The sequence below is a fragment of the Methylobacterium fujisawaense genome (assembly GCF_014138435.1).
GTDB classification, from domain to species: Bacteria; Pseudomonadota; Alphaproteobacteria; order Rhizobiales; family Beijerinckiaceae; genus Methylobacterium; species Methylobacterium fujisawaense.
This window is the reverse complement of sequence record NZ_JACJIM010000003.1, coordinates 669,299-693,616: the sequence shown is the minus strand read 5'-3', so window position 1 is coordinate 693,616 and position 24,318 is coordinate 669,299. Positions and strand designations below refer to the sequence as shown.

Sequence of the window (24,318 nt, the reverse complement as noted above, 5' to 3'; positions counted from 1 at the left end):
GGGCGCGGACTGGGTCAGGCCCGGGAGATGTCCGTCCCGCGCGTCTCGCGCGCGAACAGGAGGCTGAGGATCGCCGCGGCGACGACGACGCCGATCGGGTAGTAGAGGCCGGAATAGACGTTGCCGGTGGCCGCCACGATCGAGAAGGCGGTGGCCGGCAGGAACCCCCCGAACCACGCCGAGCTGAGATTGTAGGGAAACGACATCGCCGTGTAGCGGATGCGCGAGGGGAACATCTCCAGCAACGCGGTGGTGGAGGCCGAGAAGGTCATGGTGCCGAAGCTCAGGAGGACGAACAGCAGCAGCACGATCATCGGCTTGTTGATGGCGTTCGGGTCCGCGTCGCCGAGCGGGTAGCCGGCGGCGGCCAGCGCGGCCTTCAGCTCGCGCTCGAACCGCGCCTTCTGGGTAGCCGCATCGGGCGTGTCGCCCGCGTAGCCGGCCACGCGCGCGGAGCCGACCTGCACCGTCGCCGGACCCGTGCCGCTGCGCCGGTCGTAGCTGAGGCCGAGCTTGGCGATCGCGTCCGTCACCACGTCGCAGGACGACGTGAACGTGGCGGTCCCGACCGGGTTGAACTGCACCGCGCACTCGGCGGGATCGGCCACCACGGTGATCGGCGCATTCTCCTGCGCCCGCGCCAGCGCCGGGTTCGCGTAGGTGGTCAGGGCGTGGAAGATCGGCAGGGTCAGCACCGCCGCCAGGACGAAACCCATCAGGAACACCGGCTTGCGGCCGATGCGGTCGGCCAGGGCGCCGAACACCACGTAGAGCGGCGCCGAGAGCGCGGTGGCGATGATCAGGAGCAGGTTGGCGGTCAGCCCCTCGACCTTGAGGACCTTGGTCAGGAAGAAGAACGAGTAGAACTGGCCCGTGTACCAGACCACCGCCTGGCCGGGGACGATGCACAGGGCCGCGATGAGGATCAGGCGCAGGTTGCGCCACTGGCCGAAGGCCTCGGCCACGGGGGCCTTCGAGCCCTTGCCCTCCGCCTTCATGCGCCGGAACTCCGGGCTCTCGTCGAGCATCAGCCGGATCCAGACCGAGATGGCCAACAGGATCACCGAGACCAGGAATGGGATGCGCCAGCCCCAATCCGTGAACGGACCTGCCCCGAGGCTGAGGCGGAGCGGGATGATCACCCCGACGGCCAGCAGGAAGCCGAGCGCCGCGGTCAGGACCACGTAGCCGTTCCAGGCCGCACGACGGTCGGCCGGGGCGTGCTCGGCCACGTAGATGATGGCGCCGCCGAACTCGCCGCCGAGGGCCAGCCCCTGGATCATGCGCAGGGTGATGAAGGCGATCGGCGCCGTGATGCCGATGGTCGCGTAGGTCGGCACGAGGCCGACCACGAAGGTCGAGAGGCCCATCAGCAGGATGGTGACGAGGAAGGTGTATTTCCGGCCGACGAGGTCGCCGAGGCGGCCGAACACGACGGCGCCGAACGGGCGCAGCAGGAAGCCCGCGGCGAATCCCAGAAGTGTGAAGATGAAGCCCGCTGTCGGGTTCACCCCGGAGAAGAAGGCTTTGGCGATCTCAGAAGCCAGCAGCCCGATCAGGAAGAAATCGTAGAACTCGAACACCGTGCCGAGTGATGCGGCCACGATGACGCGCTTCTCCTTGGCCGTCATGCTCGCGGCACGACCCAACACAGCGGCTGTCGCCATCTCACATCCCCCCGGACGCTGAGGACAGCACTGTGAGGCCGCCCGTCCTGTTCTGAAGTTCGACATCCGAACAAGGAGGTTCGGCCGTCGAGTGCTCAAACTCCGGGGCGGAGTCGGTCTGGGTGAGGCCAGGCTTCGGACGACGTTCGGGCGAAGAGTCTCGCGCCAGCACCGCACGGCCCCGGACCTACGGATCCAGGGGGCATTCTAGGCGCTTCCTTCCCGATCGGCCGTCTCGGCCTTGTTCACCCCGCCCGCGCATTCACGGCCGGAATTGGTGATTCGCGATCACATTTTTCTTCTATAGAAGAATTCACTGGATTGATAGGGGATCATGGAACGGCCCGCGGGCTCATCTTTTCGACGACGCTTGGATCGCCGGTGTAGAGCCCTGTATGGCGGCCCGTGCTGCCGGGATCCTGGGATGTGGCTCGCCTCCGATGAAGACCTCGCCGAATCCTGATCGTGCTTTGACGGCCGACATCGGTCCATCACCGCTCGGCGACGAGAGCAGCGAGCACGACAGGGACGCTGAGTCGCAGGGGCGACTGTGCGAAACGGTCTCGAAAAATCTCGGCGGGCGCGTCCGTGACCTGCGCAAGAAGCGAGGCTTGACGCTCAACGAGTTGTCCGGGCGCTCTCAGGTGAGCCGGGCCTTCCTCTCCGCGATCGAGCGGAGCGAAAAGTCGCCGACCCTGCCGATCGTCGTGCGCATCGCGCGAGGGTTGAACGTTTCGATGTCGTCCCTGCTCGGCGTCGAGCCGGCGGCGACCGGGGTCGCGTCGAACCGGAGCGCGGACCAAGTCACGTTCCGCGATCCGCAGAGCGGCTTCGAGCGGACGGTGCTGTCGCCCCTGCGCGAGGGCGGGGGCGCCGAGATCGTCAAGCACTGCATTCCGCCCGGCCAATCATCCGGGCTTCTGCCCGTCTATCCGACCGCGGTCGAAAAACATATCCTGATGCAGGAAGGCGAATTGACCGCCCTGATAGATGACCAAGAGTACAAAATCTCGTCCGGGGACACCCTCTCCTTCATGATCGAGTCGTCTTACCGTCTGTGTAACGAGGGGTCTGTCCCCTGCGTGTACATCGTCGTCATGGTGGAGAGGGGCTAGCGCGGGCAGCTGGGCGGGTCCGGCGGCCTGCGAGTCGTAGCGGCCTATGCGCGGCGGCCCATGCTTCACTTGCGCCGGGCCCGGGGCGAACCCGGCCCCGTGAACCGGCCAGCCACGACGGGGGCGGCGTTCGGGATCCGGCTTACGGCCGGATAGATCGGGTCTGCTATTGCGGCGTGTCTCCTCCGGAGCGGACCAGCCGCTATCGGCCAGACTACGTCATGCCAAATCGCCATCGCGCGCAGAACCGGACGTTCGGCTTCACGTCCATCTCGGTCGCCGGCCTCAGTAAGGCGCTCAGTGTAGCGGATGCTGACGTAGTGCGAGCCGCGGTCGGAGTGGCAGACGAGGCCACTACCAGCGGAGGGGCGGCGCTCGTGCCTGGCCTGCTCCAGGACATAGAGGAGGCCTTGCTCCGCCCACATCGTCTTGTCCGCCGACGTTCGCAGGTAGTCGCTCACCGCGCAGGACGTTTCGTCCAGCCCCGCCTCGATGATCTCGAGCTGGCGGACGAACGTAGGCCGGACGGCCAACAGGGCTTCGATGTCGCCCGGCACGGGCTTGGGAGCCAGGGAGACCAGAAGGTCCGGCAGGTTGTGCCTTTGGATGAAGGAACGGAACTGCCGCTTGTAGGCATCTCCTTCGATGATCGCCGGCCTGCCTGCGCGGATCAATTCGTCGGCCCATTCCTTCGCGATGCCGATGGCGCTCCTGGCTATGGCCAACGCGAGTTCCGGCGGAACCGTCACCTCGATGAGTTTCAGCAAAGGCGAAACGGGAGGGTGGTCGCCGTTCTCCAGACGGAACCGAGCAATCACGCATGCTCGAAGGTCCTTGTCCGCGGCTAGATATCTTTTCAGATGCGATGCGCACGCGGCGGATGTCGCGGTATTCTAGACCAGTCTTCTGACCTTCGCGTCGACCGAGACCACCTCGTCTTTGCTGCGGGCTTCGTGAAGCGCCTGGACCAACTTTCCTGGCCGCGTCGGCACCACGTAGAGGCTGAACCGCGCCTTCAAGACGTCGATGCTGCCGCGCCGGCACCCTTCAAGCCAATGCGAAGGTCTTCCAGAGATCGGCCGTCCTGTCGGGCACCGGATTCTGCCTGGGCGCGCTCTTGCATTGCTTAAGCAGGACGGAGCCGTCCGGCTAGGGAACGGCGACATCGTCCAGGTGCTCGAGCGGGACGAGCGCTCCCGGCGGAGCCGTCAGAAGGTGATGGCAGAAGCGCACCGGCTGAAGCGCGAAGCCATTATACTGGCCAGGCGCCGCATGCGCGGCTTGCTTCGAGGCGATGTCCATTTCGTAACTTGAGGAACAGTTCCGCAAGGAAGAGGGAAGGTCATCTCCCTCGAGGTGCCCGTCACCCGATTTCCGTCGTTCTCCGCAGGTGCCGATGATGAGCCACTGCCCCCGCCTCGGCGAGCTCTGATGCAAGTGACGCGGGAGCACGCTTCCGGAGAGGCGGTGGGAGGCGACGATAGGACGTCCGCCGACTTGCGATCGGATGCCTCTCCCCTCCGTCCTTTCGATGGGAGGAGGATGCCGCCTACAGGACCCGTCGTCGATGGCGACACCTTCCAGGTGCGACGGCGCAGATCGTCGCCGTTGCCGGTCACGCCGCACGGTTCCTTCCGGCCGCCTGGCTCAGGCCGGGTTGAAGGAACCACTGTTCCTTCATTTCGAGCCTATCAGCTGTGTCGCGGCGCTTGGCGGCGCGAGACCGGTGTACCTTCAGAAGCTGGAGCCGGTGCCGCCGCGGGGGGACAAATCGGGGTCAAACCGCGAATCTAACTTTCGCAAAATCCAGCAAACGCAGCGACTTAGATGATGTCGAGTCATGCTGGCGGAGACGGAGGAAGTCGAACCCTCGTTCCAGCTTGGAAGATGCAACTACAAAAAGATGCCGATGCGACTCCCTTGCTGGCGCAGGACCGGTGGCCGACGTGCCACCACCATCGGCGCGATTGCCGGTCGTTGATCGCTTGAGCTGAAAGAACGAAAGCGCCATTTTAGAGCAATGGACCTGAAGCGGTCCATGCACACAGGCGACATCGGTACCAACCCGGTACGAGTTTACCGGTCGAATCGTCCGTGGCGCCGAAAAGCTCAATAAAATCAGTGGTAGCGAGGGAGGGATTTGAACCCCCGACACAAGGATTATGATGCCCGGCTTATGTGTTTCAGCTCAAGCGCTTAGCTGCTGAAATCGCGGCAAACCACACCACCAGTACCAATGGTTTAGGTGTCGGATTGTCAAACCATTTGTTGCCACCTCGACACCCGAGCGGGCCCGCGCTGCCCCTCGGCCATGGCCAAGGATCCCGCAACCGTCTCCGAGTTGCGCAAGGCCGCCGAGGTCACCGACCAAGAGGTCGACGCCGCGGTCGATGCGGTGCTCGCGGATCTGGCAACCGAGGCCTACCCGCTCGCGAAGGGATGGACGCTCGACCTCGTCGAGACGCTCCGCACCAACACCCGCGCGGCCGAGGCGCTCACCACCGACAAGCCGGCCTGGAAGCGCAACATGGTTCGGACCGCGATCCTGCTGGCCAATCCGATCAAGGGATGACACCGCAGACGGCACCCGGGTGAATCTTCTTCGCCACCATATAGCTCTCAGAACCTATCCTCGGTTACTCGGCATGCACAATGGCTTCGCGATTGGGATCTTCGGAAGCCTGATGCTCGTCAGGGCGCTGCTGCTCATGTTCGTTGAAGGTCGATAGGCCTACGCCATGCCCAGAGACCGCACTTTCCGGTTCGTTATGTACTCACTGGTCGCTGTCGGCGTCGCTCTGCTGTTGCTGCGAGAGTTCTTGGGGTGATGAGATGACCGAGGGTCCCGCTCCTCTACGCCAGCAAGCCGCGATCCAGTACATGATGCGCCGCGTTGACGGATTCGCGCGCGGGCTAGGTCTGGACGAAGCAGTCACACGACAGATCGTTGAGAAGATCGCCGCCGACCTGCTTGATCGATCGGACGAGGAGCGGCTGGAGACGGCTCGCGAATGCCTGCTGATGGCCGCCTTGGCGTAGCAACATGACCTTCGTTTGGCGCCGCACCTTCCCCGACACGCACCACGATTTCGTCGCCGAGGAAGCGGGTCAGCACGTCGGGCGCATCAAGCGGATCGACGGGGGGCCGCAAAACAGCTCGTGGACTTGGACCTGTACGGGCTGCCAGCGCGGGCACGAAGCGACGGGCGTCCGGCCGCTGAACGGCGAGGCCGCGACCCGGGACGAAGCGATCGAGGCGCTCGCCGCCGCGTGGGACCGAGCGAAGGCCTGGAGCGCGCGGACCGGGCGACCGCTGGCGTAAAGGTCAGCGCCCCTTCGCCGCGAACTCCCAGACCGGCGGTCCCCAGTTCTGACCCGGCTTCATCCGGTAGCCGGAGAAGCGATCAAACACGATCCGGTCCGGCTCGACGCCGACGACTTTGCTGTCGTTGACCATCAGGGCGCCGGCATACTCGACCCGCAGGAAGCCGTGCTCCGGGTGAACGCCGAAGAGCAGCGCGGCCGTCCAGCCCAGCCGGTGCGCCTCGGCGCCGTGCTGGTCGAGGAAGGCAAGCGCGTTCGCTCGCATCGCCGCCCATCGCGTCGGGGTCAGATATCGGCACGGAGAGGCGTGCTCAGACAGGCGCTCGATCTGGTCGCGCCAGGAGGCGACGGTCGGCGAGAGGTCGGCAGGAGCGAGGCTGGCTGACATGGCCGCTTCAGTACGGCGCCCAGGTGCGCTTCGCCATCGAGATGATGTCGCTCGTTAAGATCGCGATTTAGCCCATCAACCTCGACGGCCCGATGAGCTCGGCGAGCCTCGTTCAGATCAAGTGTTATCGGCATTGCTGCCCTGTGGAGGGGCTGTTTTGGGCAACCTGTGGATGCGAAGCCAGCTGTGAATATCGGGGCATAAGTCCGGCCCACGCGTCGACTTGCAGGCGACCCGCGTGCCTACTGGGTGTCTCGAAACGAGAAAGGCCGCCCCGACATGAGTCGGAACGGCCTTCCGTTGAGAGGCCGGTCAAGGGACCTGGACCACCTCGGGCAACCGGATCTAAGCGCTGATCCGGAGGATGAGTCCAGACCCTTGGCCGGTGTCATCAACACGCGGTTAAGGAGCTGTCACCGTGCAGCAGCATTTCGATCTCATCCCCCACCAAACGGCTGGCGGCCTTGTCTGCCAGCGGCCGAGCGACGGCTACATCAACGCGACGGCGATGTGCCAGGCGACCGGAAAACTCTTCGCCGACTACGTCCGCTTGCTGAACACTCGGGCGTTCCTGGCGGCGCTGTCGAGCGATATGGGAATCCCCATAACGGATTTGATTCAATCGGTTAGGGGCGGCGACCCGCAGCAGCAGGGAACGTGGGTCCACCCCGATATTGCCATCCACCTGGGCCAGTGGTGCTCGCCGGAGTTCGCTGTTCAGGTCTCCCGCTGGGTCCGCGAATGGGCGAACGGGCGAAATAAGCCGCGGTCGGTCATTCCGTACCACCTGCGCCGCCACATGGCGAACCACGGTCACGTTCCCGCCGGGCACTTCTCAATCCTGATCGAGATGACGACCCTGCTCATCGCCCCGATGGAAGCCATGGGCTACAGCCTGCCCGAGGGCATGCTACCGGACATCTCGCAAGGCCGGATCTTCTGCAAGTGGCTCCGGGACGAGTGGGACATCGACACCGATTCGATGCCCACCTACCCGCACCACTTCGAGGACGGCCGGGTCGTCATGGCGAAGGCCTATCCCGACGACATGCTGAAGGAGTTCCGGCGGCACTACTGGACGGTGTGGCTGCCGCAGCGCGCGGAGGCCTACTTTTCGGGCCGGGACAGCAAGGCGTTGGAGTTCCTGCCGCGGCTGATCGCCAAGGGCGCCACGGCGACGATCGCGGCCCCGTTCAAGAAGCTGCCGCCGCGGCCGATCCCGAAGAAGATGCGCCAAGCATAGCGACCTCTGTCGCCCAGCGCACCTGATAGGGAGTCGGGCGCTATCCTGATGGACTCCGGCTCATCCAATCTAGCCACGGCGATTGGCTCCCCCCCCGCGATCTGTTCAGCTTTCTCGCAGAGATCGCAGCAGTTGCGAGTGGCCGATCAAAGATTGGCGCTTGCGAAATCGCCTCTGCGCATCTTTCGGGCGGCAATATTTATATATCTCACCGAAATTCGAAAAGGGACTAATGTGGCAAAAAATTCAAATAATGAGCTTCGAAAGATTAGAGCAACGTTCTGGAATAACCTGGCGGTTGCTTCTGTTGTTGCCGGGGCCATTGGACCTTATCTGAAATTTTATGTCGGCATTGGCTCATATGTAAAAGAATACCGCGCTGGAACACTCTTTGTCTATGACAATATGGCGAGCCTTGCTGCCTCTTTAGGCGCATTTGTTCTTTCAATGTATGCGGCCAAACTATTTCGCAATTGGGCAGAAATTCAAACTTCCTTGATCAGTGACGATTAGTGCCTGATGCTGAAAGTCAAGAAGCGCGATGTCTGGCTTGCTGATAAGGCGGCTGCGCCTTGGTCATAGCTTCGGAGCGACCCTCTTCCGCTCGGCCCCGCCCCGATCTGCTCACGGGGCGGGCACCACTGTCCTGCAGCCTTATAGCTTGATTACGGAGAATTAGTTTGGATCGGTTTGTGGCCTCGGTTCGAAATTCATTGCAACAACAGAATTGGTATGGAGCTCTAACTCTTGCCTTAGCCCTTCCAGACATGTGTGTTTCCGTAGAGAACGGGCGCAAAGCTACGTGGCGGGAATATGTGGCTTGGTTCTCCAAGTGGGTTGAGCCTAGATACACCACAAAAAAAATGTATTACAATGAGGAGCATGCGGCAGATCCATTTGGATACAGACAGCGAATGCAAGAAGAAGGCCGCATAGACGAATACTTTGGCAAAGCGCCAACATTTGAGGCAACAATAGTGTTTCTGTCAGGCACCGACTGTTACTGCTTGCGATGCGCTTACATTCACGAGGCGTCGAGCGACATCACTAATCAGCGGGTGCGAGAGACAATAAGCAGATTTCACATAGTTTACCCGGTTCCGGGAATTTCACTGCACTGCAACAGGGCGACAGACGGTGATGTTGTAGTTCTTCAAATTCAGGTTGATATTTTTTGTAACGACATCTGCGACGGAGTCGCAGAGTGGATAAAGGACATGAAGAAAGACGGACGAGACATGAACACTGTACCTTTAATTGAAATCCACTCCGCTGCCAAAGGTTTCTGAGAATTAAGATGATAATTAATTATGCATCGTGTTGGATTGGCAAAATATTTCAGTCTTCAATGCTTTAGGCGTAGGAGCTGCTGAACGTCATCAGAGCATCAGAGCGTGATCCTGGCGTCCTGAACCGACAAAAAGCGCTCCGGCCGAAGCCAGGGCGCCTAGGGTGTTGACGGATGTCAACGGCCAGTCAGTCGAGCGGCCGGTGCATGAAGGCCTTCAGCATCGCCTCGCGCGTCTCCTTCATCTCGCCACGCACCGAAGTGACCATGTCGTCGATACGCCGCTCCAGACGGGTGATGACATCGCCGGTTACGTAGGTCCGGGCCACCTCGATCTTGAAGGCATTCAGCTTCTCGTCGAGCGCCCGGATCTCGATCTTGGCCGCGGCCATGTCGATCGTGAGCGGCGAGACCGCCTCCTTCGTGCCGGTGCGCAGCTTCCCGACGATCCAGTCGACGCCCTTGCCGACCGAGAACAGGAACAGCGCGAGCGCGATGAGCTGCGCCCAGGTGATCGGCCCGGGCGACAGGAAGGATGTGTCCATGGCGGCGGTCTTTCGCGGCCCCTTGAGGGGGTAAGGGTAGGATGAGGGGTCAGGCCTTTGTGCCGCCCGGCATCGCGCCGGGAACGCCCTGCGTCCGCTCAAGGGTGCGCTGGACACCGAGGCCGAGCATGCCGGTGAGCAGGACCATGAGCTGGCCGACCTCGATCAGAGGCGCGGCCGGCAGGGCGGCGCCGATCGCCGCGCCGATGATGCCCGTCAGCCAGGTCAGGATCGGGCCGAGCACGAAGGCATAGGCGAGGCCGGCGACGCAGACCCAGCCGGCGGTCGGCCGCCACCGGGCGCTATAGCGGTCGTTCCCCTGCGCCTCGGCGAGGTTCACCGTCGCTTGCGCCTTGGCGATCTCCATTGCCGCGTTGGTGGCGGTCGTGTCGCGCGCGGTGAGCGCCTCCTCGAGCGCGAGCTGCGCCGCGGCTTTCGCCGCGGGATCCGGGACGAGACGCTCCACCAGGGTCTTCGCCGCTTCGGCCGCGGGGGGGAGGGCGATCTTGATGCCCTCGCCGATCGCGGGGCCCATGCCGCCGGTGACGGCACCGCCGACGATGCTGCCGATGAAGCTTCCGAGGCCGCTCGACATGGCTTCAGCCTTTCACGGGGTAGGCCGCGCGCAGCCGGTCGGCGACGCGCTGGAACAGGTTGCGGGAGGGGGAGAGCGCCGGAGCCGGGGCGGGCGCGACCGAGGCGGCCGGCGCGTACGAGGCCGGCGTCGCGGGCTGGGTGGCGACGGGCGCGGGCTTGCCCAGCGCGTCGGGCATCCGGACGCCGACCAGCGGCATGCCGGCGGCGATCAGTGCCGCCTCGGCCTTCCGCGCGTAGCCGGCGATCAGCTCGGCCTTGTCCGTGCCGTTCACGGTCCGGCGGGCGCCGACGTAATCGCAGACGTCGCCGTGGATGTAGTCCTCAAGGGCCTTGCCGGTGAAGTCGCCCTTCTGGGACACGCCCCGGGTCACACCCTCGACGAGAATCCGTTTCGAGATGGTCGGGTCGAGCGCGAGATCCGGATCGTCCGCCAGCGGCACGCCGAGCAGCACGCCCATCCGGCGATAGTTGTCCTCGAAGGTGAGCTGCACGTCGCCGCGGCCGTAGAAGCTGAGGCCGCGGGCGTTCGGCAGCGCGTAGTTCCGGCTGATCGCGCCGCGGGCGAACAGCTTCGCCACCGCCGCGCGGGCGCCGGCATCCGTGGTCGCGAACCCCTCGCGGACCGGCTGCATCCGGCGGCCTGTCTCGTGGAACGAGGTGGCGATGATGTAGGCGAGCAGGCGCCGGTCGAGGACGAGCGCATAAGTCAGGAACACGTCGAGCAGGTGATTGAGCCCGTCGACCTGCGCCTGCGTGTACGAGCCGAACATCGGCTTCAGCGCGGCGAAGAACTTGGTGCGGTCCAGGCGCGCGAAGGCGCCCCCGTCGGTGGACGTGGCCATGGCGGTCTCCGGATCGTCGAGGGTTCAGCCCAGGATGGCGAGGTGGACGCGGCCGACGCCCGACAGGCCGATGGCCCGGGCCGCCCCGCGCGAGAGATCGATCGCCCGGCCGGCGATGAACGGGCCGCGGTCGTTGATCCGCACGACCACCGAGCGAGCGCCGTAGGTCACGCGCACCCGGGTGCCGAAGGGGAGGGTGCGGTGTGCCGCGGTCAGGCCGTCGGGCGCGAACCGCTCACCGTTCGCCGTGCGGTGACCGGAGCCGTACCAGGAGGCAGTCTCGGCCAAAGCGCGCGGCACCGATCCCGCGAGCGCGAGGCACGCGAGCGCGGCCCGCGCCGAAAAGCGCAGGGGCATCGGGATTCCTTGAGGGGGGAGCTTAGGAGGGGAGCTTAGGCGACCAGCTCGTTCGCGCGGGTCACGAGGTTCTGGACGTCAGCATCCGAGAGCGGGATCCCGAGCTGCGCGAGGCCGGCCACTGCCTTCTTCACGATCGGGTCCGTGATCCGGAGCTCGACCGCCAGATCCCAGTCCTCCTGCATGTCGGCATCGGAGGCGAGCATCGCCCGCACCGTCGGCCAGAGGCCCCTCTCGGTGAAGGCGCGCTTGAGCCCCAGCTTCGAGCACGAGGACGGCGGTGGCGCGGGCGGCAGCACCGGCTCCGCGGTCAGGTCCTGCGCCGCCGGATCCCCGAGAAAGTCGACCAGCACGGGCTCCGCACTCTTGAACCAGGTCTCGCCACGGTGATCCGCGACGAAGGCCCATGCCCCGGCCGCGAACACCGCCACCTGTCCGGCTGGCGCCGCTCCCGGCGCGACCGTCGTCGAGAACGCGGGCTCGAGATAGCTGCCGGGGTTCATCGGGTCGTCGTGCGCCTCGACCTCGCCGACATAGGCGCCTGAGCGCGCATCGTAGGCGTAGCGCGTGAGATCGGTCACGGGACGCTCCTCAGTAGGCCCGGATCAGGAAGGGGTAGGCGACGTTGATGGGGCGCGTCTCGGCGCCACCCGCCGGCGCGATGCTGTCGGCGTAGTAGCCGTTGTTCGGATTCCCGACGGACAGGTAGACCGTGTTCGGGCCGCCATAGAGCGTGATCGGCGCGCCGCCGTTTGCCATGGTGTGGTTGTGCGCGCGGAAGAGGTCGCCCTGCAGCGTGCCCATGCCGCGACCGCTGTCGAGCCCGCGTCCGCTGTCGAGCCCACGCAGGAAGACGCCATTGAGCGCAGGCAGGCGGAATGTCGTCGCCCCATCGCCCTGCGAGTAGAAGCCCTGGTAGAGGCCGGCATTCCCGAGCCAGTCTGCGTCGGATGCGGCCAAGCCTGAAGCCTGTGCGTGAGCCCAGAGCTTCGGATAGCTCGCCCGGGGCAACACCGCCCCGTTTGCCACAAGGAAGCCGGTCGGCGTGTTCGAGCCGGTGAACGGCAGCACGCCGCCGATCGGGAAGCCGCTGGCCATCAGTGCGGCGAGATCGGACGGCTGCAGGTCGAGCACGCGCACCCGCGTGACCTTCGTGTCGGTGCCGGCCGCGAAGTCGCCGCGAACCAAGACGGGCGCACCGAGCGGGAGATCGCCGTCGACGAGCGCGGTTCCGTCGCGGCGCAGGATCGGCCCGCAGTCGAACCCATCGACCTTCAGATGCGGGACGTTCGCCGCGGAGCCCGAGAGCGCGGTGTCGAAGGAGAGCCGCAACAGGAACGGCGCGGTGATCGCCGGCGGGATCCCGTTGATGCCGGTGGTGATGTCGACCAGGCCTTCATTCGAGGCCACGGAATAGACGTTGCTCGCCCCGAGGGTCGCGACGAGGCCGCCGAGCGCGTCATCACGCGCGGCCGCGCCGGTCGCCATGAGCCCCCGGATCGCTCCGAGGACTGTGTTGGCGAAGCGGCCTGGGCGCACGTCCGCGTTCGGGTCCGAGAACCCGTTGTCGGCAGGCGCGCGCCGCCAGTGATGGGGAACCATCGGTTGATCCTGATCGGCTAGAGCGGTGAGAACCCGAAGGCGAGGCGCGGCAGGATTCCGGTCAGACCCAGCCCGGTATCGGCCGGGCCCTGCCCGCCATTCGGCAGGCCGGTGACCGACGTCGGACCGCCCTGAGACGGCCCGTTGAGATCGAAGCTTGCGGCCGCCGGTGATGCACCCGGCAGCGCCATCGGCGGACCGACCGGCGCGGTTGGAGCCGGCGCGACGGGGGTGTTGTCGACCTTCCCGACCCACTTCGAGGCGAAGTCCCGGGCGAGCATGTTGGGGGAGCCGCCGTTGCCGGTAGCCGCGTCGCCAAGCCCCAGAGCCCCCATGGTTGACCCTGGGTTCGCCAGGATCTTCGAGGCGCCGACCGCGCCCTGCTGATGGGCGAGGTACATCTCTCCATCGGTCGGGGACCGCCCGAGCGCCTTGCCCAGCGTCCTCTCGTTCGACTGCGTCAGGCGCGCCGCCGCGTTCGAAGCTTCAACCGGGTCGTACGGGTTGCTCAAGCCGAACGCCTTCGCGGTCCTCGGTACGAACTGAAACAGCCCGGCCGCTCCGCTCCCGCTGTGCTTGGCGTTCGGATTCCCGCTGGACTCGATCTGGGCGATGCGCGGCAGATAGTTCGGCCGCGACCAGTTCAGGCCGCTGCGCTCCGCCGCCGCCTGGATCGCGGCGGCGACTTCTGGTGACATCGGCATGTGCGGGAGCGTCCTGAAACGCAAAAGGCCCGCACGGTGGCGGGCCTAGGGGTCGGGCGCACAGCGCTCGCGACAGTGGACATTTCCGACGGTTCGCCCGTCGGGTCAAGACTTCTGATTGTGGGCGCTATTTTTTGGCGCTATAAATTCGCGATGGTCGAGAGACAGGCGAAGCGGCCGCGGGGCCGCCCCAGGACCGAGACCGCAGCCGTGAACGTGCGGATGCCGGCGGACATGATCGACGCGCTCGACGCTGCCATGCTGGCGGCCTCGGCAGACGGGGCGCCGCTCACGTCACGCCCGGACGCCGTCCGCTACGTTCTGCGCGACTGGCTCGTCGGACATGGCTACCTGCGCCACCGCGAAGACCCCGAAGGAGCGAATTGATGTTGCGTCGATCATCTCTGGCGGCGCTGGCGCTGCTCATCTCCACCGCCGCCCAGGCCGCCGGACCGGGGTCGCGGGCGGCCGGCACCTTCGAGCACAAGGCGGACGGCTACGAGCAGGGCGTCACGGTTAAGGCCGCGGGCGGCGGCTACATCGGCGACTTCTCGACGGCGACGAACCGCGGGTGCGGCGGCGGCGTGAAGATGAAAGGCCGCGCCGTCGGCCCATCCACGATCGTGTTCAGCAAGGCCGAGGACGGCCAGGTCTGCCGGATCACCGCCCGCTACGCTGCCGGCTTCCGCTCCGTCGATCTGGATGAGGACGGCTGCACGCTCTGGCACGGCGCCTCGTGCGAGTTCCAAGGGACCCTGAAGCGGATAGGGCGGTAGGCGGTTCGACACATTCCCCAACGACGAGGGCCGGGTGCTTGTGAAAGCGGCCCGGCCCCGTCATCCTCGGAGGTGCGAAGCTACCGATGGATGACTGAATGATCTGCGTAAATGGCCGAAAAGCCAACCCGTCGCGGCATGAAACGTCGGGACGGGCCTCTAGCGGCTGTGCTTCCATTTGCGCCAGGACTGGAGGCAAACTGCCACCGAAGTCGCTACCGCGGCCAAACCCAGCAGCGTCACGAGGGAGATGCTGATGAGGTTGAAGATGTCCATGCCGACCATCTCCTCGCCCCTCGCCAGCCTTCTCTTTGACGTCTCGAACGTTGTGCTCAGCCTCGGAGCCGCCGCCGTCCTGATAGGAACGCTCGGCGTCATTTGGATGGGCTCTGTGAAGGAACGGTACAGCGACGAACGGATCGCCGCAAACGAGGCAAAGACGGCCACTGCCAACGCTGCTGCGGAAACAGCGCGAGCAGATGCTGCACGCGCGGACGAGCGAGCTGGGCTCGCCAACGAAGTTGCGGCTAAAGCCAACCAGCGCGCGAGCGAAGCTGATCTCGCACGAGCCAAGCTCGAAGCCCGCCTGGCGCCTCGACGACTGACAGACGAGGAAAAGCGCGCCCTGCAGCAGGTGTTGGGAAAGCGCCGAGATTACAAGCAAATTGATGTCATTTCGGAAGGCAGTCCGGAAGCGACCTACTTTGCGAGCCAGTTTGTCGAGTTTTTCAGATCTATCGGTCTGGAGAGCACGTTGCGATTAGATACTTTCGTCAGCGGCCCAACGCCCGCAGGACCTTTCGTTTTAAGATCTGATCCTGCCGGCATTATTCGTGAAGCGCTCTCAAGCGCTGGGTTTGCCTTCCGCGGTGAGGGTGGGCGAGACGACGAAGAGCCCAGCTTCATCATACCGCCACGCGCGGTTGAGGAGTGAAGCCATGCGCCGCTGGCCCATCATCGTCCTGTGCTTGGTCCTGTTCGCCGGGATCATGCTCGCCGTGCGGGCGGTACTGGGGGCCGGGCTGCACGCGACAATCCCAGGCTTCGACGCGTGGCGAGATGAAGCGATCGGCCACAGCGGTCATATTGCGATCCTGATCGCGGTCTTGCTGGCGTGCGCACTTTTCGGCTTCTGGCCCCGCGACGCGCGGGGACGCATGAAGCCTTTATCGCGCCGCTGACTGCCGCAATTCTCCAGCACCCCCGTTCGCCAGAGACAGCAGCCGAGACGAGAATAGCTCAGCATTCCGGCTACCCGGCTTTGATTGCGCCAGCGCCCGAAGATCCGGAAACGCCCGGCGGTCGAACATCAGCCGGGCTACGGCCTCGAAATTTTTAAGGTTCCTCGTTAGACTTGTAGCTTCCGCGAAGTGTTTTGAGGCCTAAACATGTCACCGGGTCAGATATGTAAGTTGTATGAAATACCTTATCTGAACCATCAGAGTTTAGGCGGACGATTTGTGAGTTCTCTTACATTTTACGACGGGGACTGGAGAACGTGGTTGCAGACAGCCGATAGCGAACAATTCGTAGAAGTGCATGCATGGCCAGCCGAAGCTTTCTATTGGTCCGCCGAACCGGCGAGCGAACACGATCATGCATTCCTTTTTTTCAATTTTATCGCGCAGTCAGCGAACCACAACAGCGTCATGCGTAGTTTCAAGGCGATACAGGATGATTATCTCAATATAGCCGCATCACTTAATAAGATATCACTCATTCACCGCACGAGCAGCAGTCATGATGGCTCGCCGCGACTTGCGGCGACTGAAGTGGAATACTTACTTACAACCTGCCGAAGCATTTTTGATTTGCTGCAAGAAATAATTTCCAAATTTTGGTCAAATGTCAAACTTGCAACTGAGGCAGTGAAAAAGAAAAATCTTCCTCTGACATTTTCCGACATAACCTTGCACGCGAATAATAGAAGAACCGCTGAGGAAATAGAAGGGAAATTTCGACTGCCTCCGCCAATTGCCCAATGTTATGTGCGCAATAGCGCAGTTTTCCAAAGGATTAGAGATTTTAGAGACAACATCATTCACCGCGGATATCATATGCAGATCATATTTTGGGACGAGAAAGAATTTCTAATCGAAAAAAAATTCGGACCATTCAAGGATCTGGATATATGGCACGCCGATGAGGTGGGTCAAAATCAGCTAGCAAGCTTGTCGGCTGTACTGAATATGATTGTTCAGGCCACGCTGTCTGCGTGCGACGATTTCGCCCTTACATTCTATCAAACGATTGGTTTTCCTCCCCCGACAGTACCAAATATGTACCTATTCATGCGTGGTTTTCATGGCGAGCATATCACGTCCGCTCTCGCGGATGCTGGCAAACGCATTCTTGAGGGGCGCTCACTTTTATAGACGTGCGCTCTACAGCAATTATTAGATGATAAGTTTAATCGCTGATGCATAGCGCATCGCAACAGCCATGAAAAAGTTCTTTAATCTACTGCAGACAAGTGGCTTATTGAGACAACCGTCGGCGAGATCAAGCCGAAGGCGCTGCGGCGGATCGCTGCCACATGGGTCCGGGCTCAGTCACAGCTAATCTAACGCATCAGCGAGAGAGGCCTGATCGCAGGTTTAAAACGCTAAACCGCAGCAGCCGCACTATCGAGCGCGGCTCTCGCGACGTTCGCGATTTCGCGCTTTTCGCCCGTCGGGTCAAACAAGATCGGGAGGCCATGACGCCTCCCGCCAGTGCCTTACCCCGCCTTACCGTGCCTGCGCTGGCCGTGCCGCGCCGCGCCTTGCCAAGCCGTGCCCTGCCTCGCCAGGAGAAATTTGCGGGCAGTGAGCGGCGAGCCGTAGCCCGCCGCCCTTCCTCACCGCGCCGGACCCTTCCGGACCGGAGCACGCCACGCCGAGCCAGGCCTAGCCGGACCCTGCGGGGTTACGGCCCCGCCGCGCTCACAGCGTCTCCACCGTGAACCGCCCGAACCGCGGACGCCAATCGCCGAGACCGACGACCTCGCCCGCTGTCCGAACCATCTCCGCGACCTCTGCAGGGTTCAGTTGACCAGGCATAAAGTCCACGAAGATCTCTGCCGACCAATTCCGGAAGATCGGCCGTGTTCTCATCACGCGAGCCTGTCCGACCCGTACGCCCGCCACGAGACGGAAGCGCTCATCGCTCCACAGATCGTCCGGCGCGCGCGGCCCATCGTAGACGAGCCGGTGATTCCCGTCCGAAAGCAGCCCGGCCTTCGCGGCCGGCCCCCGCTTCGATTTCTTGGCCGCGGCGATCAACGTTGCCTCGATCAGCTCGCCGGGGATGCAAGGGCCATCCTCGCCGACGTAGAGGCCGCCCAGGAACTCTATGCGCGCCAACTCCTCGAAATCAGCGTCGGTCTTGCCCCGCTTTCCAGAGACGACCTTGAGCGCCTTCGCCATCGGGTCGAGCGGGTTCGCCAACCGACCGTTGTGCATGACCAGGGGACTGACGGACGTGAGCTTGAAGCGCAGGCGTTGGTAGCCGTTCGACATGGCGAGCCTCGGAGATGCCCGGCGCGACGCGCGCGGACGGGGTGACGGGGTATGCGCGCGCGGCGTAGCGGCGGCGCCGGATGGTTTCGGTGATGGCGCGGTGGCAGCCGTCCGGGCCGCCACACAGCGTCGTCAGATCCTCGACGGTCTCGGAACCCAGCGGGTCGCCATACCGGATGTGATGGACCTCCAAGCGTTCGGTCGCCCCGCAGCCGCGACAGCGGAAGCCGTCGCGGATCAGGGCTTCTGAGCGCAACCGCGCCCAGGCCGAAGAGGCGATGTACTCCTCGTACGTCATCCCACGGCCCCCGCGGCGAACAGGTCGCCGGGCGAGGGCGGCGGCAGAGCGGGCGCCCGCAGCCGGTCGGCGAGCCAGTGAAGCCCCTTCGCGGTGACGAAGGTCTGGTAGCGCGCCCTCTCGCCGTTCAGCACCGGCTTGACGATGAACAGCCCGCGGTTGGCAAACAGCGCGCGCGGAACGAGGCTGCCGCCCTGGTAGAACAGCACGTCCCGCTTGAGCCGGTCGATGAACCCGTTGGGCGGCTGCCCGAGGGCGCGGGCCGCGTTCTGGAGCCCGTACAGACCATCGGCCGCGACGAACCGATCGACGAAGGCGAGCTTCGGCGCCGCCGCCTCCACAGCCCGTTCTGCCGCTTCGGCCCGCGCCGTCAGTTCGCGGTTCAACTCCACGAGCTGGCCGGCGATGAGGGCGAGCTGGCTGGGGTCGCGAACGTCGATCCGGGCCGACCCGCGTAGCCCGGCCTCCATCGCGTTGAACGCTGCGATGTAGGCCAGCTTGAACGCGAGCGCCCTGGCACCCGTGAACCCCATCGCGAGCAGGGCGAAGCCGTCCCGGTCCATCAGGAAGCGACGGTGTTGCTGTTGCCCGGTGTCCGGCCTCGTGTAGCCCCCCTGCGCAAAACTGCGCGGGGGTAGGGCGACGCCCGAGGAGAGCAGGGCGTCGATGGACCGGAGCACGTCGCGGTGGTTCTTCTCGAACAGCGCCGCCACGTCCCGGCTGTCGGCGACCGCCGCACCGTCGATGACGGCGACGACGGGCGAGGAAGCAAGGGCGGGGGCCGTCACGCGACGCCTCCCGCCAGGACAAGGATATCGCGTACGATCAGCGCCGCAGCGTCCGTGACCTCATCCCCGCGCTCGGTCGCCCGCTGGATGTGCCGAGCTTTCACGGCGAGCCCTTCCAGGGTTGAGGGCGTCGCGTCCTCGATCTCGCGCTCGATTTCGCCGACGACCTTCCCGAGACGCCGAGCCTCGCGCGCCGCCGCAGCGTAGCCGCTGGTCTCGCGCGCCGCTTTCTCCTCGGCCGTCCAGCGGTCCCAGGCCGCGGCGATCTCGTCGGCGCGATCCTGCGCCTCCAGCCAAGGGACCCGGCGCTCGATCATCGTGCCATCCGGCGTGCCATCGTCACCGGTTCCGGGGCTCTGCTCCCACTTCCAGTGGCGCCGCCGCCAGCCGCGCAGCTCGGTCTTGCCGCCCTCGTGACAGTAGCGCGGCCGGTCGTCGTCACCGTCCTCTCCCCGGCCGGTGGCATATTTGCCGAGGCCGAGATTGTGATCGCCTTGCCTCAGAAAAAGAGCCTCCGGGAGGGGCGGGCAGTAATCGTCCAGGGCCACTTCCACTTCGCAGGCTGCCTCGTAAGCGGCATTGGCCGGAAGCCAGCGCCGCTCCAGATCAAGCAGCGCCGCGTCGGGGTGCGGGTTCGCGGCCCGATGGGTCGCCCCGGAGGCGCGGATCTGATGGATGGCCACCGCCGCCGGTACGGCGAGGCCCGCGAGGAGAGTGCGCCGCGTCGTCATGCGCGGCCTCCCCGGCGGTTGGTGCGGCGGGCCGTGCGCTGAACGTCCTCGTAGACCTTCGCGGCGAACGCGTTGGCGGACGCCAGATCCATGAACGCGAACCGGATGCGCTTCTCGGCGTCCTCCGCGTTGCCCGCTCGCGCCGCGTCGAGCGCCAGCATCATGTTGCGGTTGGCATCCAAGAGATTGCGGATGCCATCCATGCAGCCATCCACCGTCGCCTTCCTCAGGGTGAAGGTCACGAGGGCGTTCTGCGGGTGATCGTCCCAGGTCTCCGGGGACGTGTTGTCGCTGACCAAGCGCAGCGTGCGAGGAGCGGGCTTCATGCGGCGGCTCCCACGTCGAAGCGGTGAGCGCCCGATCCGCACCACTCGCGGGCTCCGGTCTCCGGCTCCTCAGTCTCGAGATCCGCGTCGCCGTCGAGGGCGTCGAGGTAATCGATCAGGCCCTCGACCATCGCCTCAACTTCGGCGCGGGACGGGCAGCGCATGTTGCGCGGGAAGGCGATCGGCGAGGCGAGCGCGTCTGCGCGGCGGGTGACGGCGCGTCTCACTGGCGGCCCCTCCCGCCCTCGGCCTGCTTCGCGCAGGCATCGGCCTCGATCAGGCGGCCACGGGCGATCCGGCAGAGTTCGGCCAGCTCCTCGAAGTGATCGACGGCCAGGGCCAACTCGCCGAGGGCGTGCGTGACGTAATCGCCGGGCGCGACGGCACGGGCCTGGGCCGCTCGCTTCACTGCCTCGCGGCCGGACAGGTTCGTGAACTCCACCGAGAACCGGACCGTGCGGAGGTAGACCGCGCTCCAGAGTGAGTCGGACAGCGGGAAGCTGAAGTCGAGCGGGGTGAAGCTCGGCATCCGGCGGGCGCGTACGGCGGCCAGCGAGACCACGGTGGTGTGCGAGGGGTCGTGCTCCAACGCTACGGCGCGGATCGCGGCGGTGACGGGGCCGTGTGCGGTGGGCGCGGGCGTGCTATTGGCGTGATCAGCCATCGTTCTTCTCCAAGGGGTTCGGCGGTGATGGCCTCCGGGGTGTTCGAGCACCTTCGGGGGCCGCTTCGTTTGTAGGCGTCGCTGTCGGCGAAAGTCTGGGGTGAATTGACCCCAGGTTTGGGGTGAGATTTCCCCGGACATTCGCCCGGCTTTGTGCAAGCCGGCGCGCGGCCGGCCGGGTCTCCTCCTCAGTGAGCGATGGCGGCACGGGCGGCGCGAGCGGCCTGCCAAGCGGCGGTGAGGCCGACCGACATGGCGACACCCCAGGCGGCGCCCGTGCGGAGCTGGTGAGCCTTCGCGACCTCGACCGCAGCGGCCATGATGGCGGCCCGGTCGAACGCGCCTGTCGGGGTGACGAGGCGGGTACGGCGGATGCGGGCGAGACCCTGGATCAGCGCGCGGGCCGAGACGACGCCCGGGGCGACAACGGCGCGGTCGGCGCGGACATCGCGGAGGGCGGCGGTCCAGGAGATCTTGCGCTGGAGGGACATGGCGTTGAACCCTTCGTGTTGACGTGATACTTATGGATCACGGCGCGACGGAAGTCAACACCTTCGGATCGATATGAGCCAAAAAGATCATTATACAGCGACGGGCAGGCAGATCGCCGCCGCGCGTTCGCTGCTGGCTATGGGTCAAGCAGAGCTTGCGGCATCCGCCTCGATCTCCGTGCCGACCCTGAAGCGCATGGAGGCCAGCGAAGGCCCTGCGGCAGGTATGCCGAACAATGTCCGGGCGGTGATCGCTGCCCTCGAATCGGCCGGCGTCGAGTTCATCCCGGCCAACGGCGGCGGGCCGGGCGTGCGGCTGCGGGGTGGATCGCATTCCGATGGCTGAGACCCCCGCCGAGATCGCCCGGCAGATCACCGTCCACAACGAGCAGACGAAGATCCGGGCGACGCTGCTCAACACCGTGGCGGCCGGCTTCATCGTGGCTGGTGTCATCACCCCGATCGTGAGCGTCTCCCGCGACGCGGTCCATCCGACCGGCGCGACCCTGCTTCTGATGGTCGTTTGGTTCTTGCTCGCGGTCGCCTTACATTATGCGGCGTACCTGACCCTGGAGCGGCTGAGATGACCGAAGCACTCTGGCTGTCCATCTCCGCCGCCGCCGTCGCAACAGCCTGCCTCACGGCCGCGAGCTTGCTCCTGTCGAAGCGCAGCGCCGCCCGGATCGACCGCATGGTGGCCGAGCGCGAGGCGGCGGACCGTCAGCGCGTGAAGGCGGGCGACGACGCGGACCGGCTGCTGAAGGACAACCTGATCCGAACCCAGCGCTAGGTGTTCGGGGGCGCGATGCTTAGCGATCCGCTCTCGTGGCCGCTGGGCGCGCCGCTGATGCTCGTTGGCGCGGCCGTTATCGTCTACCTCGTGACACGCTTGCTGGACCGGGCGGACGGCGGCGCGCCGAAGTAGATGCGGCCCGGATCTGGGGGGGATTGGGGGGATTGGGGGGGATGTTTCAAGCGCATGCGCGATCGCCTGGAGGGTCGGGCATGCGCGTAAACAGTTCAAATATCCCCCCCAATCCCCCCAATCCCCCCCGAACTTGAGCCGAGGCCATGGAGCCGCTGACGATCCGCCTGCACTATGTCGAGGCGGACGGGCGCGTGGTGGATGCCCGGCGCGAGCTGCGCCTGGACCAGTGCGGTGGCATCGTGCCAGCGATCGGCGACGAGTTCCTGCTGCCGCTGGCGGTCGGCGAGAGCCTCGTCCCGATCCCGCGCCAATTGCTCACCGTGAAGCGGCGCATCTTCAACCCGCGCGACTTCCCCGATTACGTCGCCCTTGTGTGCGAGCGCCGCCCGGTGAACGAGGCCGAGGAGGAGTTATTGCCGTGAGGCGCCTGGATCAAACGACTTTGGTCAAAGACTTTTTCGAAAAACAGGCTCCAGCAGCAGCGGCGGCTCTGTTCTTGTTCGTGGCAGGCCTACTGTACGCCTTTTATCCAGATAGTTGGCCCGGCCGCGACTTGATGAGCAATATATTTGCTGGCGGCATAGATCTCGTATTTACGGTCGTATTTCTTGGATGGATACTTAAACGCAATGAGATGCGGCGCACTAAACCGATTAGATACGCGATATATATTGACGCTTGTCGCATTCTCGCAAAATATTGCGGAACATGGAGCGACGTTGTTAAGGCTACCAGCGATACCGCGCCGGAGGAGGGAACTGATTTCTTCAATGAGGCGACGGTACAGCTCGTATCGACACACTTCGACGCGAGTGCAAGCAGTGGACAGCTTCCCGTTACACCTTGGTGGCGTAGACTTCAGTCAACATCTATAGAAATAACTTCTGGTATCGATATAATAATACAGCGTTATCAGTCAACAATCGACCCAAATTTGCTTGGTGTTATGAAGGTCATAGAAAATAGCCCAACACTTACATGCTGGCGAAATATGCATCTGATACGCGATGTTTTATCTAGTCAGGGTCATAATGCTGATAATTTTCCAATTCTAGTGGAAGGCTTCGCGCAGAGTGATGGGGCCGCTCTCAGGAGACTGCATAGCTATCTTCTGAAAGCGTCAGGTGAGTTTGTCCGCGAGGCAGAGTATGCGCCGCCTTACGATATAACTTTTTTCGAGGCGACTCGTTTGATGAACGAGCGAACTGATATTTCTCCAGGACTTGGCACCGCAAGGCGATAGCTAGCGTCTTAAATCTTCGTGTTGTCACGTGTCGCACTGCCCGGTGGCCCCGGACGGACACGTAATGCGGCGAGACTGTGGCGGGCGTGCAATAGCGCCTCATCCACACTCGCGTAGGTTGTTCGAACAAGGACAACTGCCATGAACCGCTCTCGTATCGCCGTCGGATTCCACCGCGTCGGACTCATCCTCGCCGTGCCCGTCGCGGCAATAGGAGCTGGCCTCCTCATCGCCGGGGCGGCCGAGGCTGGTGATCGCAGCACTCTGGCGGCGGTCGGAGGGGTGGCGCTCGCCGTGGCCGGCGCTCTCTACGCGACGTGCTGGTCAGTCGGCTGGGCGGTCCGGGGGTTCATGGGCGAACCCGAAGTCGAGCCGACCCCGGCCAGCCTGGGCGCCGCCGCCAACCCGGTGCTCGCGCCCGTCGCTGTCGAGGGGCCGCGATGGGTCAAGCGCGCCCCACCGACCGGCTTCCGCGGGTGGCTGCTCCTGCCTGCGTTCGGGACCATCGTCGCCCCGTTCTTCCCCGCCAAGGCCGCGATCGACCTCGTCGAGGTGGTGACGCAGGCGAAGGACCGCAGCCACCCCGTCTTCCTGTTCGTGTACGGCGAGATCGCGCTGAACTGCGCGATGATAGCGCTCAGCGCGTGGGCGCTCGTCCTGATGGTGCAGCGGGACCGTCGCTACCCCAAGGTCTACATCGCCGCGCTCGCGGCCACCGCGGCCCTGGTCACGGCCGACGCGCTACTGGCGCAAGCGCTGTTCGGCGTCGCGATCGATCAGGAGACCGGGCGCTCGATGGGTAGGGCGATCGGCGCCGCACTGATCTGGATCCCGTACATGCGCAAGTCGAAGCGCGTCGCCGGCACATTTTCTAAATAAAACGATAGAAAAAAAACGTATA

33 protein-coding genes and 1 pseudogene are annotated in these 24,318 nt (G+C 64.5%); 17 read left to right on the top strand and 17 right to left on the bottom strand.

Features of this window, described 5'->3' with window-relative positions:
* Positions 1-14: 14 nt before the first annotated feature.
* Positions 15-1,667 carry an MFS transporter gene (locus tag GGQ91_RS12565; protein ID WP_246410656.1) on the bottom strand — a complete coding sequence of 551 codons (1,653 nt, stop codon included), beginning with the start codon at positions 1,665-1,667 and terminating at the stop codon, positions 15-17.
* Positions 1,668-2,107: 440 nt separating this feature from the next.
* On the opposite strand from GGQ91_RS12565, the gene GGQ91_RS12560 reads away from it, so the two are divergent.
* Entirely contained in the window at positions 2,108-2,782 is a 675-nt protein-coding gene (locus tag GGQ91_RS12560) for a helix-turn-helix domain-containing protein (RefSeq protein ID WP_182592106.1), read from the top strand.
* A 278-nt stretch (positions 2,783-3,060) separates the two neighbouring features.
* Here the strand turns inward: GGQ91_RS12560 and GGQ91_RS12555 are convergent.
* Positions 3,061-3,189: pseudogene (locus GGQ91_RS12555) on the bottom strand (IS3 family transposase); the annotation flags it as partial.
* A 1,904-nt stretch (positions 3,190-5,093) separates the two neighbouring features.
* On the opposite strand from GGQ91_RS12555, the gene GGQ91_RS12550 reads away from it, so the two are divergent.
* From GGQ91_RS12550 to GGQ91_RS12540, 3 genes are all read left to right on the top strand, one after another.
* The gene (locus GGQ91_RS12550; protein WP_182592105.1) at positions 5,094-5,354 is read left to right on the top strand and encodes a hypothetical protein; all 261 of its coding nucleotides are present in this window, start codon (positions 5,094-5,096) and stop codon (positions 5,352-5,354) included.
* Positions 5,355-5,614: 260 nt separating this feature from the next.
* Positions 5,615-5,821 (top strand): hypothetical protein, encoded by a 207-nt coding sequence (locus GGQ91_RS12545; RefSeq protein WP_182592104.1) that lies wholly within the window; start codon positions 5,615-5,617, stop codon positions 5,819-5,821.
* Positions 5,822-5,825: 4 nt separating this feature from the next.
* A complete protein-coding gene (locus GGQ91_RS12540) occupies positions 5,826-6,104 on the top strand; it encodes a hypothetical protein (protein WP_182592103.1) in 279 nt (92 codons plus the stop codon).
* A gap of 3 nt (positions 6,105-6,107) precedes the next feature.
* On the opposite strand, the gene GGQ91_RS12535 is transcribed toward GGQ91_RS12540, so the two are convergent.
* On the bottom strand, positions 6,108-6,371 hold the full coding sequence (locus tag GGQ91_RS12535) for a hypothetical protein (protein WP_246410655.1): 264 nt from the start codon (positions 6,369-6,371) through the stop codon (positions 6,108-6,110).
* A gap of 541 nt (positions 6,372-6,912) precedes the next feature.
* Between GGQ91_RS12535 and GGQ91_RS12530 the strand changes: the two genes are divergently transcribed.
* Positions 6,913-7,737 carry a BstA C-terminal domain-containing protein gene (locus GGQ91_RS12530; RefSeq protein WP_182592101.1) on the top strand — a complete coding sequence of 275 codons (825 nt, stop codon included), beginning with the start codon at positions 6,913-6,915 and terminating at the stop codon, positions 7,735-7,737.
* 48 nt (positions 7,738-7,785) lie between these two features.
* Positions 7,786-8,250, top strand: a complete 465-nt coding sequence (locus GGQ91_RS12525; RefSeq protein ID WP_182592100.1) for a hypothetical protein — start codon at positions 7,786-7,788, stop codon at positions 8,248-8,250.
* Between the two features lie 963 nt (positions 8,251-9,213).
* Here the strand turns inward: GGQ91_RS12525 and GGQ91_RS12520 are convergent.
* The 7 genes from GGQ91_RS12520 to GGQ91_RS12490 are packed head-to-tail and all read right to left on the bottom strand — an operon-like array spanning position 9,214 to position 13,672.
* Positions 9,214-9,570: a hypothetical protein gene (locus GGQ91_RS12520; protein ID WP_182592099.1), complete on the bottom strand. Its 357-nt coding sequence runs from the start codon at positions 9,568-9,570 to the stop codon at positions 9,214-9,216.
* Between the two features lie 49 nt (positions 9,571-9,619).
* Positions 9,620-10,165 (bottom strand): 3TM-type holin, encoded by a 546-nt coding sequence (locus GGQ91_RS12515; RefSeq protein ID WP_182592098.1) that lies wholly within the window; start codon positions 10,163-10,165, stop codon positions 9,620-9,622.
* A gap of 4 nt (positions 10,166-10,169) precedes the next feature.
* Positions 10,170-11,009, bottom strand: a complete 840-nt coding sequence (locus tag GGQ91_RS12510; RefSeq protein ID WP_182592097.1) for a glycoside hydrolase family 19 protein — start codon at positions 11,007-11,009, stop codon at positions 10,170-10,172.
* A 24-nt stretch (positions 11,010-11,033) separates the two neighbouring features.
* Positions 11,034-11,366, bottom strand: a complete 333-nt coding sequence (locus GGQ91_RS12505) for a septal ring lytic transglycosylase RlpA family protein (RefSeq protein WP_182592096.1) — start codon at positions 11,364-11,366, stop codon at positions 11,034-11,036.
* Positions 11,367-11,401: 35 nt separating this feature from the next.
* On the bottom strand, positions 11,402-11,947 hold the full coding sequence (locus GGQ91_RS12500; RefSeq protein ID WP_182592095.1) for a hypothetical protein: 546 nt from the start codon (positions 11,945-11,947) through the stop codon (positions 11,402-11,404).
* A gap of 10 nt (positions 11,948-11,957) precedes the next feature.
* Complete coding sequence (locus GGQ91_RS12495; protein WP_182592094.1) at positions 11,958-12,968, bottom strand: tail fiber protein; 1,011 nt, start codon at positions 12,966-12,968, stop codon at positions 11,958-11,960.
* Positions 12,969-12,985: 17 nt separating this feature from the next.
* A complete protein-coding gene (locus GGQ91_RS12490) occupies positions 12,986-13,672 on the bottom strand; it encodes a transglycosylase SLT domain-containing protein (RefSeq protein ID WP_182592093.1) in 687 nt (228 codons plus the stop codon).
* A gap of 234 nt (positions 13,673-13,906) precedes the next feature.
* Here GGQ91_RS12490 and GGQ91_RS12485 point away from each other — a divergent pair, with 234 nt between their 5' ends.
* From GGQ91_RS12485 to GGQ91_RS12465, 5 genes are all read left to right on the top strand, one after another.
* Positions 13,907-14,059 (top strand): hypothetical protein, encoded by a 153-nt coding sequence (locus tag GGQ91_RS12485; RefSeq protein ID WP_182592092.1) that lies wholly within the window; start codon positions 13,907-13,909, stop codon positions 14,057-14,059.
* Complete coding sequence (locus GGQ91_RS12480) at positions 14,059-14,448, top strand: hypothetical protein (protein WP_182592091.1); 390 nt, start codon at positions 14,059-14,061, stop codon at positions 14,446-14,448. The genes GGQ91_RS12485 and GGQ91_RS12480 overlap by 1 nt, the downstream gene beginning before the upstream one ends.
* Positions 14,449-14,716: 268 nt before the next feature.
* Positions 14,717-15,382, top strand: coding sequence for a hypothetical protein (locus GGQ91_RS12475; protein WP_182592090.1), 666 nt, complete (start codon positions 14,717-14,719; stop codon positions 15,380-15,382).
* Positions 15,383-15,386: 4 nt separating this feature from the next.
* Positions 15,387-15,629, top strand: coding sequence for a hypothetical protein (locus tag GGQ91_RS12470; RefSeq protein WP_182592089.1), 243 nt, complete (start codon positions 15,387-15,389; stop codon positions 15,627-15,629).
* Between the two features lie 321 nt (positions 15,630-15,950).
* Entirely contained in the window at positions 15,951-16,823 is an 873-nt protein-coding gene (locus GGQ91_RS12465; RefSeq protein WP_182592088.1) for a hypothetical protein, read from the top strand.
* Between the two features lie 549 nt (positions 16,824-17,372).
* Here GGQ91_RS12465 and GGQ91_RS12460 read toward each other — a convergent pair.
* The 7 genes from GGQ91_RS12460 to GGQ91_RS12430 all read right to left on the bottom strand — a co-directional run bounded on the left by GGQ91_RS12460 (position 17,373) and on the right by GGQ91_RS12430 (position 21,246).
* Positions 17,373-17,948 (bottom strand): hypothetical protein, encoded by a 576-nt coding sequence (locus GGQ91_RS12460; protein ID WP_182592087.1) that lies wholly within the window; start codon positions 17,946-17,948, stop codon positions 17,373-17,375.
* A 294-nt stretch (positions 17,949-18,242) separates the two neighbouring features.
* Positions 18,243-19,034, bottom strand: a complete 792-nt coding sequence (locus GGQ91_RS28510; protein WP_182592086.1) for a Rha family transcriptional regulator — start codon at positions 19,032-19,034, stop codon at positions 18,243-18,245.
* The gene (locus GGQ91_RS12450) at positions 19,031-19,765 is read right to left on the bottom strand and encodes a hypothetical protein (protein WP_182592085.1); all 735 of its coding nucleotides are present in this window, start codon (positions 19,763-19,765) and stop codon (positions 19,031-19,033) included. Before GGQ91_RS12450 ends, GGQ91_RS28510 begins: the two co-directional genes overlap by 4 nt.
* Positions 19,762-20,091, bottom strand: coding sequence for a hypothetical protein (locus GGQ91_RS12445; RefSeq protein ID WP_182592084.1), 330 nt, complete (start codon positions 20,089-20,091; stop codon positions 19,762-19,764). The genes GGQ91_RS12450 and GGQ91_RS12445 overlap by 4 nt, the downstream gene beginning before the upstream one ends.
* Positions 20,088-20,318 carry a hypothetical protein gene (locus GGQ91_RS12440; RefSeq protein ID WP_182592083.1) on the bottom strand — a complete coding sequence of 77 codons (231 nt, stop codon included), beginning with the start codon at positions 20,316-20,318 and terminating at the stop codon, positions 20,088-20,090. Before GGQ91_RS12440 ends, GGQ91_RS12445 begins: the two co-directional genes overlap by 4 nt.
* Positions 20,315-20,755: a hypothetical protein gene (locus GGQ91_RS12435; RefSeq protein WP_182592082.1), complete on the bottom strand. Its 441-nt coding sequence runs from the start codon at positions 20,753-20,755 to the stop codon at positions 20,315-20,317. Before GGQ91_RS12435 ends, GGQ91_RS12440 begins: the two co-directional genes overlap by 4 nt.
* Before the next feature lie 188 nt (positions 20,756-20,943).
* On the bottom strand, positions 20,944-21,246 hold the full coding sequence (locus GGQ91_RS12430; protein WP_182592081.1) for a hypothetical protein: 303 nt from the start codon (positions 21,244-21,246) through the stop codon (positions 20,944-20,946).
* A gap of 73 nt (positions 21,247-21,319) precedes the next feature.
* Between GGQ91_RS12430 and GGQ91_RS12425 the strand changes: the two genes are divergently transcribed.
* The 6 genes from GGQ91_RS12425 (at position 21,320) to GGQ91_RS12400 (ending at position 24,296) form a co-directional block, all read left to right on the top strand.
* Positions 21,320-21,592 (top strand): helix-turn-helix domain-containing protein, encoded by a 273-nt coding sequence (locus GGQ91_RS12425; RefSeq protein ID WP_182592080.1) that lies wholly within the window; start codon positions 21,320-21,322, stop codon positions 21,590-21,592.
* Entirely contained in the window at positions 21,585-21,833 is a 249-nt protein-coding gene (locus tag GGQ91_RS12420) for a hypothetical protein (RefSeq protein WP_182592079.1), read from the top strand. Before GGQ91_RS12425 ends, GGQ91_RS12420 begins: the two co-directional genes overlap by 8 nt.
* Positions 21,830-22,036 carry a hypothetical protein gene (locus tag GGQ91_RS12415; RefSeq protein WP_182592078.1) on the top strand — a complete coding sequence of 69 codons (207 nt, stop codon included), beginning with the start codon at positions 21,830-21,832 and terminating at the stop codon, positions 22,034-22,036. The genes GGQ91_RS12420 and GGQ91_RS12415 overlap by 4 nt, the downstream gene beginning before the upstream one ends.
* A gap of 281 nt (positions 22,037-22,317) precedes the next feature.
* Positions 22,318-22,596: a hypothetical protein gene (locus GGQ91_RS12410; RefSeq protein ID WP_182592077.1), complete on the top strand. Its 279-nt coding sequence runs from the start codon at positions 22,318-22,320 to the stop codon at positions 22,594-22,596.
* Positions 22,593-23,417, top strand: a complete 825-nt coding sequence (locus GGQ91_RS12405) for a hypothetical protein (protein WP_182592076.1) — start codon at positions 22,593-22,595, stop codon at positions 23,415-23,417. Before GGQ91_RS12410 ends, GGQ91_RS12405 begins: the two co-directional genes overlap by 4 nt.
* Before the next feature lie 141 nt (positions 23,418-23,558).
* Positions 23,559-24,296 (top strand): DUF2569 domain-containing protein, encoded by a 738-nt coding sequence (locus tag GGQ91_RS12400; protein WP_182592075.1) that lies wholly within the window; start codon positions 23,559-23,561, stop codon positions 24,294-24,296.
* Positions 24,297-24,318: the final 22 nt, after the last annotated feature.